Here is a 23,065-nt window from a genome sequence, read left to right on the forward strand (position 1 = left end):
TTAAAACCTGACAAACCTGACACTATTTTCTTCTTTTTTATTTGTCCGTTTTCTTCACAACCCTTTTTTGTTACACTGAATATCACTAGGCATGGACAGAAGAACACTGAATAAAAAAGTAACAAAGGTGACACAGAAAACAATTAATAATTAAGAATGAAAAATTAATAATTAGCTTGTCATACGGAGCAGAACAAAGCATCTCGTCAGTGAACAGTCATCAGTTAGCAACCTGTATCTCGTGTCTCATATAACTTTCAACTTATTACTTAAAACTCATTACTTGTTAAAAGGTAACACATGTAACACATGTAACACTTATCACTCATTTGCTAATATGCTAATTTACAAATCTGCTAATCTCCTAATCAAAATTTGGCTCCGCCGATTTTCAATTCAAAGAGCTATAAGCTAACAGCTAAAGGCTATCGGCTATACACATAGATAAAGTTATTTCATATACATTATATAAATCTTTATAAATTTAATTCCATATCTTTGCACTAAGTTTTGGTGTTACAAATCCGCATTGCCGGATGAGTGATTAAAAGGGAATCAGGTGCAAATCCTGAACAGACCCGCTGCTGTAAGCTCTATTCAGAGAACAGTTAACAGTCATCAGTTAACAATGTTTCTGAAAAAAGTTTTTGGACAATACTCAAACCACTGATTGACAGTCATCAGTCATCAGCTATCAGTTAATAATTTTTGTTAACTGTTAACTGCTCACTGTTAACTGAAGATTGGGAAGGCCGTTCAAAGATGGAGTAAGTCAGAAAACCTGCCGGAACATTATTAGTTGAAAGCTCGCGGTTTAGGCTTAAATACTATTTACAGACAACACACGTACCTGTTCGTCTATTATAGTCCTATACTAAAGGCATCTGATTTTTAACTCCAATAAAATGGATTGTATAGATGTTTGATTCCGTTACATTCGTATCTCTCGGTCCCGGAGACCCGGAACTGATAACCTTGAAAGGTTTGAAAACACTGCAAGAAGCAGATTTGATATTTTGTCCGTCAACCGCCCTTCCCCAAGGAAAAAGCTCCTCACGGGCAAAAGATGTCCTATTGCAATTGGGCTTCGATGAATCAAAACTGAACACATTCAATGTGCCTATGAACAAAGACCGTTCTCTGGCCATTGAGAGCTACAAGGCTGTGGCGAAAGAAATATCGGACAGGTATAAATCCGGACATAAAATAGCTGTTACAGCCGAAGGCGATGCCGGATTCTACTCTACCATCTATTACATAAGCGAATATCTTACACAGGAGAATATACCTGTCAGCCGCATCGCGGGCGTGCCTGCGTTTATAGCCTGTGGCACTCTGGCCAACATTCACATTGTGAAACAAGAGGAAGAACTCGAAGTTATTCCGGGTATCATAACATTAAACAACCTGAAAGAAAAACTGGAGAAAGGTAAAGCCATTGTACTGATGAAAGCTTCGCAATGTGAAGAGGTTATAATGGAAGCATTAGAAAATATTCAGGACGCCACTTTCCACTATTTTGAAAATGTGGGAATAGCTGAGAAAGAATTCTATACACAAGACAAGCAAGTCATTGTAAGCCGGAAATTCCCTTACTTTTCACTAATAATAATCCGCAAATAAACAAATATGAAATTTCTTGCCCGTTCAATAATCCTGCTTGCTTTTGGCTGCTTCATAGCATGCAACTCGAATAAAAAAGATAGCAACAATATTTCAGGCTCGCACGATACATTAAATATCAAATATGCAAAAGGCTTTACCGTATCCGAACATGGAAATTACAAACTGGTAGATATACACGATCCTTCCGGCGAAAGCGACACCAAATATCAATATGCATTGTTGAAACGAGGAGAAGATAAAACGGGAATACCTGCCGGGTACCAGATTATAGAAGTCCCCGTAAGAAGTGTGGTATGTATGACCACCCTGCAAATTTCCAATTTTATCAAATTAGATGCTGTAGACAAAATAGCAGGGATAACCAGCACCCGTTTCCTGTTCAATCCTCAGCTAAACGAACAATTGAAAACCGGGAAAACAAGAAAAATCGGTATCGAAGGCGAGTTTGACAACGAAGTGGTTATGGCTCTTGATCCCGATATTATCCTTGTTTCGCCCTTCAAGCGCGGTGGTTATGATGCTATCCGCAATCTGGATATTCCTCTGATCAGCTTTTTAGGATATAAAGAATCGTCCCCTCTGGGGCAGGCCGAATGGATAAAATTTACAGGGCTTTTATTGGGAATGGAAGAGCAGGCCGGTAAACAATTCGATGAAATAGAAGAAAAATATAATCAGTTGAAATCACTGACCGGACCGGTGGCCCATAAGCCGGTAGTACTTAGCGGGGAACTGCATTCGGGCAATTGGTATGTCGTAGGAGGGAACAGTTATCTGGCGCAACTCTTCCGCGATGCGGGAGCATCCTATTTTATGAAAAACGATGACGAATCGGGCGGATTTTATGTGGATTTCGAAACTGTATATTCTCAGGGCGCGAATGCCGAATACTGGCGTATGGTAAACAGCCACAACGGAACGTTCAGCTATGAAGCGCTGAAACAAAGCGACGCACGTTACGCCGACTTCAAAGCATACAAAGATAAAAAGCTTATCTATTGCAATCTCAGGGAAAAGCCCTTCTATGAAAATACGCCTGTAGAGCCGGAAGTCGTACTGGCCGACCTGATAAAGATATTCCACCCCGAGTTGTTACCCGAACACACACCTGTATATTATGAACTATTGAAATAATGAAACGTCATATACTTTTACTCGCACTTATTTTTGCATCTATCCTGCTGTTTTTCATACTTAATCTTGTATTGGGAACCATCTCCATACCTGTAGGTTCTATCTGGAATATATTATCCGGAACAGGAGATGAACCGCTGATATGGCAGAATATAATCTGGAAATCCCGTTTTCCACAGACACTGACGGCTTTGGTTGCGGGAGCAGGCTTATCTATAAGCGGGTTGCAGATGCAAACCGTATTCCGTAATCCCCTGGCCGGTCCTTCCGAACTGGGTATCAGTTCTGGAGCAAGCCTTGGTGTAGCTTTCATTATCCTTCTGTCGGGGAGCATTGCCGGAACGGCGTTGAGTACTTTAGGCTTTTTCGGGGAAGTGGCTGTATCTGTGGCGGCTATTGCCGGGGCAATGACTGTGATGGCAATCATAATAGCCATTTCGCAACGGGTAAGGGGAAATGTCATACTCCTTATCATCGGAGTCATGATAGGCTATATAGCGACCGCCATTATCGGCGTCCTTAAATTTTTCAGCAACGATGAAGATGTCAGGGCATATGTAATATGGGGACTGGGCAGTTTCGCGAAAGTATCGGGTAATCAGGTCTATACTTTCGTCTTTATAATGGCCGTACTTATCCCGCTTTCATTCCTGCTTATCAAAACCCTGAACCTTATGCTGCTCGGGGATGGTTATGCCCGTAATTTAGGGCTGAATATAAAACGTGCCCGCCTGTACGTGATTTGCTGTTCGTGTGTTATCACGGCTATCATCACGGCTTATTGCGGACCTATCGTCTTTCTGGGACTGGCCGTACCTCATCTGTGCCGTACAATATTTGTCTCATCCGACCACCGGATACTGATGCCTGCCGTCACACTCACCGGGGCATCCCTTGCCCTGCTGTGCAACCTGATAGCACGCATGCCGGGTTTTGAAGGGGCATTACCCATCAACTCGGTGACGGCACTCATAGGTGCGCCGATAGTTATATCGGTATTATTCGGAAAACGTAAAAATGAGATAACGGAATAGGAAAATGAAACAAAAGACAATCGATATACAGCATCTTTCGATAGGATATTCTTCAAAAAAGAATAGCATTACTGTCGCCGAAAATATAACATCATCCATTTTCAGCGGGGAGCTTACCTGCTTGCTCGGAGCCAACGGGATAGGCAAGTCTACTTTGCTGCGGACACTTTCGGCTTTCCAGCCCAAATTGTCAGGCAGTATCTATATACGTGGAAAAGAGATAAAAGAATATAGCGAAAAGGAATTTGCTACCCTCGCCAGTGTAGTCCTGACCGAAAAGTTTGATATAAAAAACATGAGCGCCCGCGAACTTATCGGCTTGGGACGCAGCCCATATACAGGATTCTGGGGAAAACTGAATAAAGAAGATAAAGAGATCGTAGATAAGGCCATCGCGATGGTGAAAATAGAAAATCTGTCGCACAGGATGGTTCATACACTGAGTGACGGGGAACGGCAGAAAGTGATGATCGCGAAAGCGCTGGCGCAGGAAACACCGATAATCCTTCTGGATGAGCCTACTGCTTTTCTCGATTTCCCGAGCAAAGTAGAGATCATGCAATTGCTGCACCAACTATCCCGCAAGACGAATAAGACTATTTTCCTTTCCACTCACGATTTGGAACTGGCGCTCCAGATAGCTGATAAAATATGGCTGATGGACAAGCAGAGCGGAATAAAGACAGGGACACCCGAAGATCTGTCCCTGGATGGCAGCCTGAGCAGTTTCTTTGCACGGAAAGGGATTATTTTCGATCAGAACACCGGACTGTTTAGAATAGAAAATGAATCGGACAGACAGATAAAACTACTTGGGCACGGACAGAAATATACAATGGTAAGAAAAGCGCTGCAACGGAATGGAATACTGGCTTCGCGGCAGTTTAACACCGATTCTTACATTAATATTACAGATAACGGGATAAAAATCTGTATGCCGGAGCAACCGGACTTATTAATTTCCAGCATTGAAGAACTACTGGACAATATACATAGGCTATGATACTTATATTCGGCGGAACAACAGAAGGACGCAAAACCCTATCGGTGTGCGACGGGGCTGCCAAACCATATTATTATTCCACGAAAGGCGATTTGCAGAAAGTGGAGAGTGTGTATGCTATTCTTCTCTCCGGAGCCCTCGATGAAGAGTCTATGATTACATGCTGTAAGGAGAATAACATTAAGCTTATTATAGACGCGGCGCATCCCTTTGCCGGGAACCTGCACGGGAATATAGCTTCTGCATCCGCAAAGTTGGAAATACCCGTAGTCAGGTATGAACGCAGTTATCCGGAGCATACTGACGATTTGCTCTGGTTCGATTCTTACAACAATGCAATCCATTATCTCGAAAGTAATAAGATAGATAACCTGCTTGCGCTGACAGGAGTAAATACGATTGCAAAACTTAAACCGTACTGGGAACGGCACAATTGCTGGTTCAGGATTCTGGACAGGGAAGAATCTCGCGCTATTGCTCAGGCAAACAATTTTCCATGCGACAGAATATTATATTACAGGCAGGGAGAGGATGAAATTCCCTTATTCGAAAGAATAAAGCCACAGGCGATTATAACAAAAGAAAGTGGCGACTCCGGTGGATTTAATGAAAAAGCAGATGCAGCCCGCAAACTGAACATACCCTTTTTAGTCGTCAAACGGCCTCCCCTATCCCCTTCTTTCATTTCCGTTTATGGCGAAAACGGACTATGCAAAGAGATAGAAAAATATGTACCCGGGTTCTTCGATTTAAGGACAGGATATACTACAGGAACATGTGCCACTGCTGCTACTAAGGCGGCACTCACAACCCTGCTCACCAATGAGATACAGGAAGAAACCGGCCTGACACTGCCAAACGGCGAATGGATACACATTCCTGTTGCTACCACACGGTTTTCAGAAAATACAGTCAGTTGTTCAGTCATAAAAGACTCCGGAGATGACCCGGATATTACCAACGGATGCGAAATAGTATCTACGGTACAACTCTGCGACACTCACAAAGGCGTCCGTTTTTTACAGGGAAAAGGCGTGGGTACAGTAACACTTCCCGGACTGGATATAGAAATTGGTGAACCGGCCATCAACAAAACACCCCGTATGATGATAAAGCGGGAAATCTTCAAAGTCTTGCGCCACAATCAGGACAAATTGCCGGACGGGAATTTAAAGACAGGTGTAAATGTCACTATTTCCGTTACCAACGGAGAAGAAATCGCACTGAAAACATTCAATCCCAAACTGGGTATCACAGGCGGAATATCTATTATCGGCACTTCGGGAATAGTAAAGCCCTTTTCTTCGGAAGCATTCATCAACTCCATCCGCCGCGAAATGCTGGTAGCCAAAGCCCTGGGATGCGAGCGGGTAGTGATTAACTCGGGAGCAAAGAGCGAACGTTTCGTAAAACAAAGATATCCTGATCTGCCTGCACAGGCATTTATCCATTACGGGAATTTCATCGGCGAAACGATAAAGATAGCGTCTGACCTCGGTTTCAAAAGCCTGACGTTGGGCATCATGCTCGGAAAGGCCGTGAAACTTGCCGAAGGCTCTCTGGATACACACAGTAAAAAAACGGTGATGAACAAAGAGTTCCTTACCGGCTTAGCTTACGAAAGTAATTGTTCCGAAAGAACAATTGCAGCGATACAGGAAATGACTCTGGCCCGGCAGTTATGGGATATTATTACTACCCAAGAGGAAGTTTTTTTTACACTTCTTATCAAACGATGCTATGATGCATGCGTCCCGCTTTTGCCAAATGGAAAGCTGACAATTATGCTCATAGACGAAGATGGGAATATTATCCTCTGAACAGATGCTTGAACTGGTGAGAATATAATTTCGACAATCCTTCCCTGTTGCCGATCGCGTCACCTACTACAATCATGGTAGTCAGCGTCAGGTTATTTTCTTTGACAATCTTAACCAGATCCTTTAACTGCCCACGGTATATTTTCTCATCTTTCCATGTGAGCTTATAACAGGCTGCTACCGGGGTTTCGGGCGGGTAATGTTCCATCAGTTCCTTTTGTACCTGCTCCACGACAGTTGCACTCAGGAAGATACACATCGTGCTTTGTGAGCGTGCCAGTAAATGAAGCTTTTCTTTTTCGGGCATCGGAGTCCTCCCTTCCCCTCTTGTCAGTATGATAGTCTGCACCTTTTCGGGTATCGTAAACTGCGATTCCAAAGCAGCTGCGGCAGCCAGAAACGAGGATATGCCCGGAGTGATATGATAAGACATATTATGTTTATCGAAAAAAGCCATCTGCTCCTGAATAGCCCCGTAAATACACGGGTCGCCCGTGTGCAAACGTACTACCAGCTTACCCTTATCGTAAAACTCTTTCATCAAATCAAATTGCTCTTCCAGATCCATCGAAGCGGAACTACGCACAACCGCTCCTTGTTTTGCACAATAAGTAAGCTCCACCGGAACAAGGCTTCCTGCATATAAAATCAGATCGGCGGCTTCAAGAAAATAACGGCCTTTCACCGAAATCAAATCCGGGTCACCCGGCCCTGCGCCTACTATCTCGATATGTCCTTGCCGGACTGCCGGACGTTCAACGGCAATAGCAAAAGTAAAATCATTGCCCTGACTCAATACTCCTTTCTGTTTTTCCAATATAAGAGGTCCTCCGTCAGAACTTTTAATGGCTGTGGACTCGGAAACTCCGGCAACTGTTGTTACTTCTTTCACCTTATCCGATGGATTAGGGACTTCGATGTCTTTCAGTTCCTCCGCGTTATATATATGTACAGGGATATTTCCGAGATACGATTGTAACTCACGAAGCAGAGGCTCATCCTTTTTAATATCTATAGTCGAAATACTGCTTATGGAAGCGATAGCAATATGCTGTTGCAACAGAGTACCGGCAATATATCCGCTTATACCCTCAGGATTACAGTCTTTACGGCATCCGATACCCAGATGCAATACTTTCGGATGATAGCTGATAACAGCTATGCCCGCATCAGGATAAAGGTATGGAGAAACTGTTATCAGCAATTCATATTCGTGTAAATCAATATCTTCATACCTGTAATATATCTTCACATGCCCGGCAACTGTACGCTCCATAAATTGAGTCCCTTCGTCCACAACATCGAGCAATAGCGCGGTGGGCTTTCTGTTTACATAAGCCGTAAGCGGTTCATTGAAATTATCTGCGTTGGTAGTCGTTACCCAATTATATTTTTCACCGATTGTATCCAGCGCCCAAAGGTTAGTATTATCGCTTTGGGTAGTGATAACCGCTTCAGCACCTGTAATGTTGGCGATCCTCTTTGTCAGCTCGTTAGCACCTCCCACATGTCCCGAAAGCACGGACACCGCATAACGCCCGGTACTGTCCACATTTACAATGGCAGGGTCGGTATGCTTGTCTTTGATATAAGAGGCGATACTGCGAATGCAAATACCCATAGCCCCTATAAATATGATTGCCTCCGATTGGCCGAATAAGTCTTTTACACAGTCGTTTATAGAAGAAATCCGATTCGTTCCTTTTATGCCGGCTTTTGTGTATATATTAGTTTCACCTAATTCTTTCCTGATGGTTTCAGCTAAAGGATAGCTAGTTTCAGATGTTAGTATTATTGCGTATTTCATATTTTTTCAGTTACAAGTTACTTAGCCCTCTGTGCAGTTACTAACTACGAGCCACCTGCACCATTCTTAATTATTAATTATTCATTCTTAATTACCTTCATCACCTCAATAGCATTAAAATCATCCACAGTAACAGTGATGCTTTCCTTTATTACCAAATCATTATCCTTTGCCGCCGCCAGAAACATTTCTTTGCTTTCGGCTGATACAGAATTGAATACTATTGTTCCTCCCTGGACTAATACCGAACATACTTTCGACATTATATCCTTCATGCGTCCGCCATGCCCGCCGATAAAAACAGCATCGGGGCGGGGAAAACCGGAAATATCCGTTTCCACAAAGTCACCGATGATGGTATTTATCCCCGGTGTACCGAATTTCCGGGAATTATTTTCCATAAGCACTTGTCCTTCTTCCCGTTTTTCGAAAGAGAAAACCTCTAAATGAGGAAATTGCATCTTGGCTTCAATAGATACCGAACCTGTACAGAAACCTATATCCCAGAATACCGACTTACTTCTCAAATCCAGCAAACTCAGTGAAAGCAGGCGCACCGGCATTTTTGTTATCATCCTGGCCCTGCCATTCAGCAAATCGAACTCGCTTTCGGGGATACCGAAAGGGCGTGGACGTTCATATGTCTTTTGCAAAATAAGATTATTGGGAAAAGCAAATGTTTTTCCCGTAACATCGGATAATTCCAATGCAGTTACATTCTCCTTTTCTTTATTCCCCAACAATTCACCTATATACATCTTGTAATTATCATACCCATAATACAGCATTCGTTCGGCAATAGCCGCAGGTGTATGTTCCTTATTGTCGGTAAGCACCCCTATCTTATTATATCCGCAAATTAACGCCTCATCGAAACGAAGCCACGGGCGTCCGGTAAGCGAAACGATATGCATATCGTGATATAGCATCAACAGGCGGTGAGCCAGTAGTTGCAAGGAATTGAAGTATGGATACAACAGTATTTCAGCCTCCGGTAACTCCCGCCGAATGGTGTTGGCAAAACCATAAAAAAGAGGATCTCCCGAAGCAAACACCACGATTTCGTCATAAGTCCGGTATTGCCCGAAAATCTTGTTCAGGGGAACAGTTATCTCTATCCATGAATAATCTTCCGGAAGGAAAGGCTTCACTATTTCGTGATGGCGTATTCCACCCGAAAAAACAGTATGTGAGTTAATTACATCTGTTATTTCAGGAGAGAAATGTTGCGACTGGTTATCGTCAATACCTATAACATAGAATTTCATTCGTCGTATTTTCTAATAATGTATTATCTATTACCCTATTTGCAAGTCCCCCTCCGGGGGATTAGGGGGCCAAGTTAAACATCCCTGCCCGGTTTCAATTGCACCGCGTCATCGAACGTCAGAATGGAATTAACCAGTGTCGCCGCCAAATTACTGCCACCTTTTCGTCCTTCGACGATCAGTTTAGGCACATCTTTAAAGGGTTTGGCCATATGCTTGGATTCCCTGACATTTACGAAGCCGACCGGAGCAGCGATAATACCTGCCGGATGCGCTTTCTTCTTGCGTATGAGTTCGCACAATTCCATCAATGCCGTAGGGGCATTACCAAACACATACAAGGCATCGGGATGTTCTTCCGCCACCAGACGGATACCTGCCTGAGTACGGGTAATCTCCTTATCTTTTGCCAGTTGGGCTACACGCTCATCATGCAGATAACATTTCACCTCAACGCCAAGACGCTCCAATGCCCCTTTGCGAATACCCGAGGCAACCATAGTGACATCCGTAACAATCGTTTTTACCTTTCCCGATATAAATTGATTATGGAGTTTCTCTACAGCCCCTTCATCCGTATATAATATATTCTCCATATCAAAATCGGCAGTCGTATGTATCGCATGTAGCAAAGCCCATTTCTTATCCAATGGAATATCTTTCTTTTTCAATTCGCTTTCTATGGTTCTGAAACTACGGATCATTATATCCTGCCCGATACCGACATCATCTGTTTTAGACTCCCGATAATATCCTCTTGGTGTCACAATGTTATGATTGTCGAAAATGTAGGATTGAGAATTCCCGATAATAATTACGGTAAACATATCTATTTCTTCGGAATCGAACTCTCCTAAAGTGGTTACGACCACCTCCTGTTCCTCCCGTCCCGCCTGACGTACATAGCCGACGGGGGTTTCGGGTGAGCGTTCCTTGAGAAAAATTTCTATCAACCTGTATAGCTGCCAGTAACGGCCATTACTCCTCGGATTATAAACTGCCGTTACAAAATCGGCGGAGGCCGCGGCTATAATGCGCTTTTCTATCCTGTCCCACGGTGTCATCAGATCGGATAAGGAAATAATGCAGAAATCGTGTCCGACAGGTGCCCCTAATAATGCCGCCGCCTTCTGGAAAGCGCTGATACCCGGCAAGACTTCGACGGCTATATCACTCTGCTTTTCCTTTTTCATTTCGTACACCAAAGGAGCCATTCCGTAAATTCCGGAATCACCCGAACTGATAACACAAACGGTACGCCCGTCTTCGGCATGGCGAAAGGCTTCTTCTGCCCGTTCGCGTTCTTTCTTCATTCCCGTGTCGATACAAAGCGTCCCGGGACGGAGAATATCTTCTACAAACCGGAAATAATATTTATAACCTACAACTACGTCCGATATCTTCAGCGCATCCAGTACGGCAGGAGTAATATCCTCCTGCGAACCCGGGCCTATCCCCGCAACAATAATTCTTCCTACTGACATATATTCGTATTGTTTTTTTTCTTTGAACAAATATACTTTTTTAATCTCTTTATTTTCCTCTTTATATACCTGAATCCTAACCATACACCTGTCAGGGAAACCAATGTTCCGCCAATCATAGTTGTCCACATCACTATATTCCATAGGACAGGGCGTTCTGCCAGAAATTTAAATTTAAAACTATGTAAAGCCTGATAAGACCAGCGTCTTACTTTGGTATTATTATTAAAATAACGAGTATTACCATTCTTCGGGTTAATGTAATATGTACTGTTGTCGGCATCTTCGACCTGTACTTTATATACAGGGAGAGGCAGGTGATCTGTCAACCCTACATAATAGTTGTCGTATTCGTCCATTAAGGATATAACCGCCGGTTCTTTATGGAGCAATGAGATGCGGCTTTTTATAGTTGCTTCATCCAACTGCATGTTAATTACTGATGTGTCGGAAGCATCGATTGTTTGCAAACGGTCATTAATTACAACCTTGTATACAGGCTTTTGGCCGAAAGAACTCCATTCTACGGATTTTATCTGATCGGGATATTTCTCGAAAAGATGCCTGTAATCAAAGGTATAGGTATTGGTCTCAATCTTTTGTTTCGAATACAGCTTTTTCTCAGCCGATGGATTATGTACTTTTACCATCCATCCGGGCACTTTGGCCAGAGACATCATGCCGCTGAAAACAAAGGTAAAGACAAATATACCGAACAGGAAGCCCAATATATGATGCCATTTATATGCAAATTTCCGATAAGGACTCTTTATCTTTTTCTTCCGGCGATATTCTTTTATATACGAACGGATGCCCAGTATCAGCCCGGCAACACACATAACAGAACCTATCCCCGAAAGCCATATGACAACATCCATCCATTGCTGCGAATTCTGGCGGAGCGATGTAAAATATACCCAATGAGGTATCGCGCCCAGCCACGCCCAGAAGCGGCTGTCTTTGTCTGTAAACTGCAAAGCATTTCCCGATACGGACGAAATATATAGCTGCGACTTGCCTTCATCTCCGAAGTAGAATTTATAGATAGGAAAATCTTTTCTCAAATGTCCGAAAGGAATCCATTGTTCCAATTCCCGCAAAGTATCTACCTTGACAATTTCCGCCTGGCACCAACGTTGAGCGTAGTTTTCTATCTCTTTATAATCCAGTGAGGTTTTTAGTTTCGTATTCGGATTTACCGGAATCTTATAAATACTATCGGATGTTTTTACTTCAAAAAAAGGAGTTCCGGCATAGGATTTCAACGTAAGCGCGGATATTTCTTTACCGTTTGGGATATTATTAGCCAGTAAGGAATCGAGAGCAGGCATATCTCCCGGCAATATATCCATATGCTTGTTTTTATCCCGTTCGGTCGCTTTTGGAAACGTATGGTATATCATTACAAATCCGGACAGGAACCAAACGAGGAACAGGATACTGAGGAGTGTCCCCAGTATCCTGTGAATAGAATATAGTATATTTTTCAGCATATTCTACAGGCTGTATGCCAGCGTAAACAGGTAGTTGCGAGGCATACTCGGCACCATCTGAGTACCCAATGACTGATTATAATATTTCTCATCAAATACATTATTGACATTCGCCCTTAGCTGTATTCCATTTTTCAGCTTATATGAAATACCCAGATCGGTCAGCCAATATGCGGGATATACAACGCCTTTGTCGACTGTTCTGTATACATTATCTGTGTATGAAACTGTCAGATTGAAACCCAGATTGCTGAACACCCCCTTAGATATCCGGTAGTTTCCCGCCGCAAAAAATGTATTCTTGGGAATTCCTGCCAGACGCATTCCTTTTTGTATCTCTTCTTCCATGTATTCATTTTTCTTTATATCGCGGATAGTAGCGTCGGTATAACCATAACCGAAAGACAGGGCCGCATTGTCTACAGGGGTAAGCGTCAGTTCCAACTCAAAGCCTTTCGATTCCGATGATCCGACAACGCCTACTACACTTTTTGTTACTCCGTCTTCGACCACTCCTGTCTTCAACGTTTTCTTTTCATTGTTTTTACGGATATAGAATGCGCTTGCTGTCGCCTGTAAGATGTTATTGTGAGAATATCGTACACCGATTTCCCCCTGATATCCCGTCTGAGGTTTGAATGCCTGATCTCCGTCTTTGGGTTCGAACCTGTTACCTTCGCCATTGATATAGATAATGTTAGAACTTACTATATCCCGGTACGGCATAAAGAAGTTGGCAAAAGATCCATATACAGAAAGATTTGTAGCAGGTAAATAAACTGCGCCAAGCCTATATGTAAAAGCGGAAGTTGTAGTTTTGTCGAATTCAGGTTGATCTGAATATTTCCGTTCTTTTGATATTGGATTTATTGTGGCTGTGGCTGTTTTAAACAAAAAATGATCGAAACGGCCGGAAGCCATCACTTTAAACTGATCTGATAATTCCAGCAAGTTCTGTAGATAAACACCATTTGTAATATTACGTGTCGCGGTTCCCGCACTAAAAAGAGGGTCCATATATCCCATACTGTGAGGATTATAAACAGGGACTTTAGAGTTCAAGCCAGGTCCGTCAATTAAATCGGAAAGTTGATAAGTTTTGTTTGTTTGAGGATTTGTACCTCCATAACCACGATAAGTATTGCGATAAAAATAAACGAAATTGTATCCTCCCAAATAATTATATTTCATACCGTTGTCGAACTCAATTTTCCCCGATGCTTCTAGCTGTTCGTTTATCACATGCACTGTATAAGCAAAACGTAATGGATATGTGAGTTGTACAGTATCCAAAGAAATATATTGCTTTGTTTGTTCCTTTGTTTTGGCATCGACCTTCATATAATAATGACTGTATATAGGATCGGCACTTTCCATATAGGACAATGTTTCGGTACTGAAATAGTCTATATTATCGTAATTATAGGCCAATCTGTTTTCAATCTTTAATGATTCCGATACCTTATTACTATAGCGGACAGAGACATTCGAGCCGTTATTTATCATAAAATCAGATTCATTGTTGTACCGCCACCTCCTGTTCAGGCCGGGAAGCATATCCCCTTTCGACAAATATTTACTGCCATCCGTATTATAAACATCATTCGCCATAAGCTGGGGCAGGCCAATCTCCGTGCCATACCAGTCACGGTTAAAGCCGGCGCGTATATCCAGTTCCTGCTTGGCATCCAATTGTCCGCCCAAAGCGAAATAGCCGGAGAAGCGTTTGTCGTTGGTATATCTGTAACCTTCATTATCCGACCAGTTAACGACAGCCCGGTAATTGAACGGACCGAAAAATTTTCCACCGAAATCAATCATAGCCCTCTTATTATCCCATGACCCGTAGCTCATCAGTGCATTTAATGTGTTCTTTGATGTCGGTGCTTTTCTAATCACGTTCAGAACACCACCGACTGTAGAATGCCCGTACAGAACAGAAGCCGGCCCTTTGAGCAATTCGATAGACTCTACCGAAGACAAATCGGGTAAAGGAGCAGAATTAGTAATAGAAGTACGTTCATCTCTCACCCCATCTATCATTATCGGTGTAAAATCGAATCCCCGAACTTCAAATTGCTGATATGCACCATAGGTAGTACGCATACGGGTGTTAGGCAAGAACTTTACAGCATCCTGCATATTCACAATACCTCTCATATCCAGGGTATTTGCCGATACTGTAGTTACAGAAAGCGGCAAATATTGGAGAGGCACGTTGAGTTTGCCTACTTCGTTCTTTTTCAGATTAGTACCCACAACCTCTACTTCCCGAATAGAGAAGATTGTGTCTGTCATATTTTTATTTTGGGCAAATACATTGCCTATCATCATGGTACCGATGATTATATATAGATATTTTTTCATTTGTTTTTTGTCTTTTATTAATGCATTACTTCCCCCGTAACTTCATAGATGGCTTTTTTCTTCATTATTCCGATTTTACGGTGTCCGGCTTTAAATTTGAGATGGGAAATATACAAGTCCTGTATCGCTGGATTTTCCCCCAAGCCTTTCAACTGAAGTTCCACTGTGAATCCTTCTTCTTCCAAATCATTCTTCCAGTCTTCGGCAATATCGTTTTTTGCATGTTCACCAGCCACAAACATAAAAGGAGTCAGCACAACTTTCTTCAGACCCGAAGCTTTCAGCTGCGCCAGCATGTCTTCAAAAGCGGGATAGCCTTCTATCGTACCCACAAAATGATTTTTATGCCCCTTTGCTTTCAGCATGTAATCGAGCATTGCATATTGAGCCGTAGTAGCATCGTATGTTCCGTGTCCTACCCAGACATAAGCTATCTGACTGTCAGTATCGTCTGTCAGTATTTCTGTTACCTTTTCATAATCTTCAGGAGTGTAAAGCAAGGGATTACCGATGCGTATATCTTTAAACAAGGGCTCCACTTCGTCTACATTCTTTTCCAGTGATTCCATTTCCACTCCGTCGATAATCGTAGATGCCTGTATCAAAACATGGGTATATCCATCTGCATGTAATTGTTTCAAAGCCTCTAACGGATTCTGTTTATTTATCCCCCGTTCGCCCAAGCGTTTGATAATTATGCGCGAGGTATAAGCTTCACGCAATTCCACTTCAGGAAATTCTTTCCTCACTTTATCATTCAGTGCATCTATGGTCAGCTCACGGGTATCGGCATGTGTAGTTCCAAAATGCACCATCAGAATAGCAGCCTTATCTCCCGGCTTCATCGTTTTGAAGAAATCGGAATGCTCATAATTTCCACCACCATGAGCAAAAAACGGTAAGACTGTAATATATAGTAATATAGTTGCTAAAATCTTTTTCATATATCCTGATTATTTGCTAAACTTTAAAGACAAACTCACATAGAAAACCCGTCCGGGAGACAGTGTAGCATAATTTGCGCCGAAAGGCTTGTCGTCCACAAAATCAAAAATATTTTCGATACCGAAGCCCGGTTCTACAACAAAACCGTTGAAATTCTTCAAACGATGGCGGGTCGCCAGGTTCCATTGATTATATGCGCGCGCAGGATCTTTATCTCCCATATAACGGCTGCTCTGTATCCGTCCGTTAAAGTTTATGTTCGAATCTACAATCCACCATTTTTTATTCCAGTTTACATTTCCTGTACCAATATGCTTGCTGGAACGTACCAACGGCTTACCTGTATCGTAATCCTTGGAATTTACATAACTGTAGCCCAACCCTATACTCAGTCCTGCTCCGAGATATGAATTCACGGAGGTTTCGAATCCGTTTACACGAGCTCTGGATGAATTGGTGTATACCTGTTTTTTCTTTATCCCTTCATTCTTTTCGTCTTCGGTTATCGTTTCTGTAACATCCCTTGTCTGGATAATATTCTTTATCCGGTTAATATACCCTGTAACAGAAACTGTCAGAAAATCGTTGTGGTATTCAGTATTGAGTGAGTAATAGTTGGATGATTCCGGCTTCAGGTCAGAATTACCAAGGCTTAAAGTAGAACGTGTTATAGTCCTTGTATATAGTTCTTTCATATCAGGAGCGCGGAATCCGGCTGAATAAGATGCCCTGAAATTGAAATGGTCGAGTGAATACATTCCCGACAACTTTGGCGTAAGCCTGTTACCGAAAGCTTCATTATAAACATAGCGGAATCCCGGCACGAATTGCAGTTTGCTATCCAGCAGCTTTATCTCATCCTGCGCATATACCGAATATGTATATACATCTCTCGAACCGTCTTTTGTATCCGACTGGCTTTCGATATAGTCCAACTGGTATTGCGTTCCTACCGAAATACGGTTATATTTTCCTAAGTTGAATATACCTTTCAGATTGGCATCATAGTATTTTTGTCTTCTTTCTTTCGATTCATCTCCGTTTTTATAATTTCCATCATCCTTGATGTATTCACGGTAATATTCAAAATTGTCAGTATATAAGTCCAATGTAATTACAGCCAGATCTTTAAGCATATACCTTGCTCCCGCTCCTATATTGTAATCTTCATATTTCATATTATACGCATATGACGATACTGGTCTTTTCAGCTTCTTGTCATAGAGGCTTCCTTCTGCGTATATGCTTAGAGATTTAGCCGGCTTTACTGTGAATTTCTGACTCACCACATCAGAATAATTCGTGTTCACAGCCATTTTATCAGTATCTATCAACTTATCTCCCGATGTTTCCTGTGTGTTCAACTGCCAGCCATCGCTCTGGTTACGCTGAAAAGAAGTTGATGAGGACAGCCATTTGTAATTTATATCAGCGTTTATAGCCTGCGAAAATTGGCCATATTCGGCATAGCGGGTATCGGATGTTATATAGATGGATTCTTTAGGATTCTCAGTGATAATATTGATAACCCCTCCCATTGCCTCCGATCCATATAATGCAGATGCAGCACCTTTCAACACCTCTATACGCTTTACATTCTTCATATTTATCCGCGACAAGTCTGTATTACCCGATACATCTCCTGCCAGTTTCTTTCCATCTACCAATACAAGGATGTAACGATTGCTTAATCCGTTCATCTGCATATACGAACCCATAGCGTTAGTCATGAAAGAGAAGGATGGACTGATGGACATCATGGCATTTTCGAATGTAGGGACATTTATATTCTCCAGTTCCTTTTTGGTTATCATATCCATTGCTACAGGGGTATTCTTTAATCTGTTGTGCGTACCTGTACCTGTAACTACTACTTCATTAAGTTTCAGCGGGGATTTTTTTAAGACAAATAAGATATCCTCGCGGGAAGATGCAATATCAATCTTAGCTCCATTGTAGTCGAGTGTCGATGCTCTTAATCTGTGTTTGCCTTCGGGTACTCTCTGCAAACTAAACTCTCCGTTCTCGTCCGTCGAAGTTCCCAGTGTGGTATATTCGATCCATACACTGGCACCCGCAACAGGTTTCTCATTTTCATCCACGACTTTTCCCTTTAAGGTCATTTGAGCAAATGCCATGTTTACAATACAGCACAAGATGGCTGTAACCAATACTTTTTTTCTCATTAAAATGCGAAGTATAATGTTAGTAATTATATTCTTGGCCCCGAGAATATTTAATTTATTGTATGCTAGGCAGGTTTCCTGACTTACTCCATCTTTGAACGGCCTTCCCATTTTCAGTAAACAGTTAGCAGTTATCAGTAAACAGTCAAAAAAAACTGTTAACTGATTACTGTATCACTGATTACTGTGAAACAGTGGTATTTGGTCTTGTTCAAAGACTTTTTTCAGAAACATTGTTAACTGATGACTGTTAACTGTTAACTGAATAGAGCTTACAGTAGCGGGCACTGTTCCGGACTTTAACCGGATTCCCTTTTCATGTAAAAAGACGGATGCCTTTTTACATCACCTTAGCGGCGGCAAAGTTAATTTTTTTAAATATCAGAAAAAAGTATTTAAGGAAATAATTTGCAAGTATATTATTTTCTATACACCGATACGAGTTTCATATCCCATATTTTATACTTTTGCTGAAGAAAAAGAAAAATCATGGCATATACATCCCATCTCCTTATCTCGGCAATAGCATCCGGCTCCGGTAAAACTACAATTACTTTAGGTTTATTGAGGGCACTCCGAAACAGAGGTCTGAGTGTACAACCTTTTAAATGTGGACCGGACTATATAGACACCAAATATCATGTCCTGGCAGCAGGAACCGAATCAGTCAATCTCGACCTGTTCTTATCGTCAGAAAGCCATATGAAGTATTTGTATCGTAAATATTCATCGGGTAAAGATGTTTGCATTACCGAAGGTGTCATGGGACTATTCGACGGATACGACCGCATGAATGGAAGCAGTGCGCAAATAGCGGAGAAACTGGATATCCCTGTCATTTTAGTCCTGAATGCGAAGTCGATGGCTTATTCGGCGGCGGCCCTGCTTTATGGTTTCAAGAATTTCTCTGATAGGGTGAATATCGCAGGTGTCATTTTCAATTTTGTAGCTTCCGAAAGCCACTATAATTTCCTAAAAGATGCCTGTCACGATGTAGGACTTGAACCATTAGGCTATCTGCCCAAGAATACTGATATAGAAATTCCATCCCGCCATCTGGGATTGAATATCGACGAACAATACCGCTTCGATGATTTCGCGGACAAGGCTGCTGACCTGATAGAAAAGCATATAGATATAGATAAGCTCTTGGTCATTACTCGCAGAAATCAATCGGATATAGAGGCTGCAAAAGAGGAGCGCGTATCCTCACAGGATTTAAGAATCAGTGTTGCGAAAGATGCGGCATTCAATTTCATGTACCATGAAAATATCGAATACCTGAAAAGATTAGGCACAGTGTCTTATTTCAGCCCGCTGCACGACAAGCATCTGCCTGAATCTGATTTTGTCTATCTCCCCGGAGGATACCCGGAGTTATATCTTAGCGAATTAAGTAATAACCGGACAATGCAGGACAGTATCCGTCATTACATTGAAGCCGAAGGAAAAGTCCTCGCCGAATGTGGAGGCATGATGTACCTGTCTTCATCTATCTCCGATGAAAATGGTACTGAATACCCGATGGTAAACATTTTCGACCAAAAAGCCACAATGGAGAATATGAAGCTCAAACTGGGTTACAGACAATTCAAGTATAATGGTCTGTCGCTGAAAGGACACGAATTCCACTATTCCTCCATAAAAAGCGAACAACAAAGCGTTGTACAACAATACACAGCCAAAGGGCAAGTTACAGATACCAAACTGTTGCGTTACAAGAATGTTATCGCAGGCTATACACATCTTTACTGGGCAGATATGGATGATCTGATGGATCTATTTTAAGAAAAGAAACTCCTATGCATCTATTATTTAGTTATTATATTTGTAGAAATATATAACAAATGGCTATCGATATCATTCTTACCATAATAGGAGCAATTCTCATTATCACGGGCATAGTGGGTTGTATCATGCCCGTACTACCGGGTATTCCTCTCAGCTATGCAGGTATCTTTCTTTTACATCTGACGTCGAAAGTTGAATTTTCCACTCAGTTCTTAATCATATGGGCCATTGTTGTCATCATTGTACAAATACTCGATTTCTATATCCCGGTATGGGGTACCCAGAAATTCGGCGGAGGGAAGAAGGGTATTTGGGGTAGTGCGGTAGGGATTATCTTCGGTCTGTTCTTTCTTCAACCCTTCGGTATTATCCTTTTCCCGTTTCTAGGAGCCTTTATTGGAGAACTGATAGACGGCAAAGAACCAAAGCCCGCTCTTAAGGCCGGGTTTGGAGCTTTTATCGGATTTATGACCGGAACTGTAATGAAACTGGCTGTAGCTTTCATTCTTGCTTTTTACTTCTTCAAAGAGGTAATTGGTATCTTTTTCTGAAGCTTTTATAGACGGCACTCTCTTTTTAACATTTACATCCACATATCACCTAAATGTTAATTAACAGATTTAAAATACAACTAAGCTAAACGATCCCTATATTTGTATATTATAGAGAGCCCTTAATTAAAATTAAATCGTTATGCTAATGAAAAAACTAGTTCCTTTGTTTTCTCTGACAGCTATGGTACTGATAACGTCGTGCAACGGTCCGGAACCAACTGTAGAGAAGCCTTACAACCAAAGTATAAACATTACTCCTATCCCGCTCGAACTGATACAAAAGCAAGACACTTTCAAGCTTTCTAAGAGGATTGTTTTCGTCGCAGGCAATACAGATATAGAAAAGGTTGCTGCTTATTTTTCCGCAAAGATAAAGGCCTCAACCGGATATGACCTTAAAACAGTAAAAGACAAACCGGCTTCTGATTACATAAGCCTGAATATTGTACCCGACCTCACTCTCAATGATGAAGGATATACATTAGACATAACACATCAAGGTATAGATATACAGGCGAAAACGGCCCAAGGATTATTCTATGGTATGCAAACAGTTATGCAGTTACTGCCTGCCGAAATAGAAAGTCCTACCCTTATTAAAAATATAGCATGGAATATTCCGGCAGTAACAGTCAAAGATGAACCTCGTTTCAAATACCGTGGATTGCATCTCGATGTATGCCGCCATTTTGTTGATGTGGACTTTATCAAGAAGCAACTGGATGTATTAGCCATGTTCAAAATCAATAAGTTCCACTGGCATCTGACAGAAGATCAGGCCTGGCGCATCGAGATAAAGAAATACCCTAAACTGACAGAGATGGGTGCTGTACGCACCGAAGGTGAAGGAAACACCTATGGGCCATTCTTCTATACACAGGAACAGGTGAAAGAAGTAGTAGCCTATGCCAAAGAACGATTCATAGAGGTGATACCCGAAATTGAACTTCCGGGCCATGCTGTGGCGGCACTGCATGCCTATCCGGAATTATCATGCACAGGAAAACCAATCGAAGTACGTAATATCTGGGGTGTTGCAACGGATGTTTTCTGTGCGGGGAACGATTCTGTATTTCTGTTTCTTGAAGATGTGATCGCTGAAGTAGTCCCTCTGTTCGAGAGCGAATATTTTCACATAGGCGGGGACGAGTGTCCTAAACTACGTTGGGAGAAATGCCCGAAATGTCAGGCGCGTATCAAAGAACTGGGGCTGAAAGGCAATAAAGAGCACAGCGCAGAGGAGAAGCTCCAAAGTTACTTCGTTCAGCGGATAGAAAAAGTACTGCTGAAGCATAACAAGAAAATGATCGGCTGGGACGAAATACTCGAAGGTGGACTAGCGCCATCTGCAACCGTTATGAGTTGGCGGGGAGAAGAAGGCGGCATTGCCTCTGCAAATATGGGACATGATGTAATTATGACCCCGGGAGCATGGCTGTATGTGGACAAATACCAAGGAGATCCCAATCTCCAGACAGTAACCATAGGCGGATATCTGACATTAAGCAAAGTCTATAATTACGAACCTGTTCCCGGACTAATAGATGACGATAAGAAGCACCACATACTGGGAGCTCAGGCGAATATGTGGAATGAATATAATTATACAGGAGAAGAAATGGAGTATGATATATATCCACGCATAATAGCCTTATCTGAATTAACCTGGTCTGCAAAAGAAAACAAGAGTTATGAAGATTTCGAACGACGTATCGATAACCAACGTGTACGTCTCGATATGCACGGTATCAATTACTATATCCCTATGCCTGAAGATAAGGGACCTCATATGATAAAATATTGGGGTGATTCTGTCAGCGCACCATTCTCCTGTAATTTTGTAGTGTTTACAGATCAGGCAACACTTGATTTCAAAACAACCGAGCCTGCCAGAATGGTTTATACAACAGACGGAAGCGAACCTACACTGAAATCGGAGGTATTTACAAAACCATTGACATTTACAGAAAACACAACACTGAAAATACGCTCGGTACTGCTTTCTGATAAAATGAGTCCTGTACGCACAATTACAATAGAAAAACAAACATATGCGCCGGCTGTAGAAAAAGAAAAAAATGCTAAACCCGGACTAACAGCGGAGTATTACAAAGGTTATGTAAGAACAGTTGCCGAACTGAATGGTAAGAATCCAACTGAAACCGAACAGGTAGCAACACCTCAGGATACCAAATACAGAGTCAAAGACTATATGGAAGTATATGCCGACGATTTCTATTCTTATATTCTGACGGGATATATAAATATTCCTGAAGATGGAATATATTATTTCAATACGGATAGTGAATTATGGTTGGACGGCACATACTTAATCTCTAATGAAAAAGATAATAGCGGCACAGCCCGACGATTCTCCCGCAGCGACAAGTCCATCGCTCTGGCAAAAGGCCCTCATGCTATTAAAATAGTAAGGCTAGGTGCTATATTCGGAGGCTGGCCTACACAATGGGACCCGGTAATGCTATCGATACGCAAAGCCGATCAAGCGGAGTTTACTCTTATGGATGCTTCTTATTTTAAATAAAAGCTTTT

At 42.0% G+C, this 23,065-nt stretch carries 15 protein-coding genes and 2 riboswitches; of the genes, 8 read left to right on the forward strand and 7 right to left on the reverse strand.

The annotated features are described in order from the left end of the window. The first annotated feature begins 494 nt into the window (after positions 1-494). Positions 495-804, forward strand: a riboswitch (cobalamin riboswitch). A 114-nt stretch (positions 805-918) separates the two neighbouring features. From IR083_RS04635 to cbiD, 5 genes are read left to right on the forward strand one after another with little or no spacing between them, the layout of a single operon-like run. Then, positions 919-1,623 (forward strand): precorrin-2 C(20)-methyltransferase, encoded by a 705-nt coding sequence (locus IR083_RS04635; RefSeq protein ID WP_194223430.1) that lies wholly within the window; start codon positions 919-921, stop codon positions 1,621-1,623. A gap of 6 nt (positions 1,624-1,629) precedes the next feature. After that, positions 1,630-2,760 carry an ABC transporter substrate-binding protein gene (locus IR083_RS04640; protein ID WP_194223431.1) on the forward strand — a complete coding sequence of 377 codons (1,131 nt, stop codon included), beginning with the start codon at positions 1,630-1,632 and terminating at the stop codon, positions 2,758-2,760. Beyond that, on the forward strand, positions 2,760-3,794 hold the full coding sequence (locus IR083_RS04645) for an iron ABC transporter permease (RefSeq protein ID WP_194223432.1): 1,035 nt from the start codon (positions 2,760-2,762) through the stop codon (positions 3,792-3,794). Before IR083_RS04640 ends, IR083_RS04645 begins: the two co-directional genes overlap by 1 nt. Before the next feature lie 4 nt (positions 3,795-3,798). Further along, on the forward strand, positions 3,799-4,797 hold the full coding sequence (locus IR083_RS04650) for an ABC transporter ATP-binding protein (protein WP_194223433.1): 999 nt from the start codon (positions 3,799-3,801) through the stop codon (positions 4,795-4,797). Next, on the forward strand, positions 4,794-6,617 hold the full coding sequence (cbiD, locus tag IR083_RS04655) for a cobalt-precorrin-5B (C(1))-methyltransferase CbiD (protein WP_194223434.1): 1,824 nt from the start codon (positions 4,794-4,796) through the stop codon (positions 6,615-6,617). Before IR083_RS04650 ends, cbiD begins: the two co-directional genes overlap by 4 nt. On the opposite strand, the gene cobM is transcribed toward cbiD, so the two are convergent. The 7 genes from cobM to IR083_RS04690 all read right to left on the reverse strand — a co-directional run bounded on the left by cobM (position 6,607) and on the right by IR083_RS04690 (position 18,167). Further along, complete coding sequence (gene cobM, locus IR083_RS04660) at positions 6,607-8,424, reverse strand: precorrin-4 C(11)-methyltransferase (protein ID WP_194223435.1); 1,818 nt, start codon at positions 8,422-8,424, stop codon at positions 6,607-6,609. The two genes, cbiD and cobM, sit on opposite strands and share 11 nt — an antisense overlap. 77 nt (positions 8,425-8,501) lie before the next feature. After that, the gene (gene cbiE / locus IR083_RS04665) at positions 8,502-9,692 is read right to left on the reverse strand and encodes a precorrin-6y C5,15-methyltransferase (decarboxylating) subunit CbiE (RefSeq protein WP_194223436.1); all 1,191 of its coding nucleotides are present in this window, start codon (positions 9,690-9,692) and stop codon (positions 8,502-8,504) included. Positions 9,693-9,766: 74 nt separating this feature from the next. After that, positions 9,767-11,176 (reverse strand): precorrin-3B C(17)-methyltransferase, encoded by a 1,410-nt coding sequence (cobJ, locus tag IR083_RS04670; protein WP_194223437.1) that lies wholly within the window; start codon positions 11,174-11,176, stop codon positions 9,767-9,769. Then, positions 11,167-12,669 carry a PepSY domain-containing protein gene (locus tag IR083_RS04675; protein ID WP_194223438.1) on the reverse strand — a complete coding sequence of 501 codons (1,503 nt, stop codon included), beginning with the start codon at positions 12,667-12,669 and terminating at the stop codon, positions 11,167-11,169. Before IR083_RS04675 ends, cobJ begins: the two co-directional genes overlap by 10 nt. Positions 12,670-12,672: 3 nt before the next feature. Further along, positions 12,673-15,036 carry a TonB-dependent receptor gene (locus tag IR083_RS04680; protein ID WP_194223439.1) on the reverse strand — a complete coding sequence of 788 codons (2,364 nt, stop codon included), beginning with the start codon at positions 15,034-15,036 and terminating at the stop codon, positions 12,673-12,675. A 17-nt stretch (positions 15,037-15,053) separates the two neighbouring features. Next, entirely contained in the window at positions 15,054-15,980 is a 927-nt protein-coding gene (locus IR083_RS04685) for a sirohydrochlorin cobaltochelatase (RefSeq protein WP_194223440.1), read from the reverse strand. Between the two features lie 9 nt (positions 15,981-15,989). Beyond that, on the reverse strand, positions 15,990-18,167 hold the full coding sequence (locus IR083_RS04690; RefSeq protein ID WP_242052365.1) for a TonB-dependent receptor: 2,178 nt from the start codon (positions 18,165-18,167) through the stop codon (positions 15,990-15,992). Positions 18,168-18,217: 50 nt separating this feature from the next. Next, positions 18,218-18,535, reverse strand: a riboswitch (cobalamin riboswitch). Between the two features lie 121 nt (positions 18,536-18,656). On the opposite strand from IR083_RS04690, the gene IR083_RS04695 reads away from it, so the two are divergent. From IR083_RS04695 to IR083_RS04705, 3 genes are all read left to right on the forward strand, one after another. Next, on the forward strand, positions 18,657-19,955 hold the full coding sequence (locus IR083_RS04695) for a cobyrinate a,c-diamide synthase (protein ID WP_194223441.1): 1,299 nt from the start codon (positions 18,657-18,659) through the stop codon (positions 19,953-19,955). Positions 19,956-20,014: 59 nt separating this feature from the next. Next, positions 20,015-20,509 carry a DUF456 domain-containing protein gene (locus tag IR083_RS04700; protein WP_194223442.1) on the forward strand — a complete coding sequence of 165 codons (495 nt, stop codon included), beginning with the start codon at positions 20,015-20,017 and terminating at the stop codon, positions 20,507-20,509. 148 nt (positions 20,510-20,657) lie between these two features. After that, the gene (locus IR083_RS04705; RefSeq protein WP_194223443.1) at positions 20,658-23,057 is read left to right on the forward strand and encodes a family 20 glycosylhydrolase; all 2,400 of its coding nucleotides are present in this window, start codon (positions 20,658-20,660) and stop codon (positions 23,055-23,057) included. The last annotated feature ends 8 nt before the right edge of the window (positions 23,058-23,065 follow it).

It is taken from the genome of Dysgonomonas sp. GY75 (assembly GCF_015234155.1).
In the GTDB taxonomy this organism is placed as follows: Bacteria; Bacteroidota; Bacteroidia; order Bacteroidales; family Dysgonomonadaceae; genus Dysgonomonas; species Dysgonomonas gadei.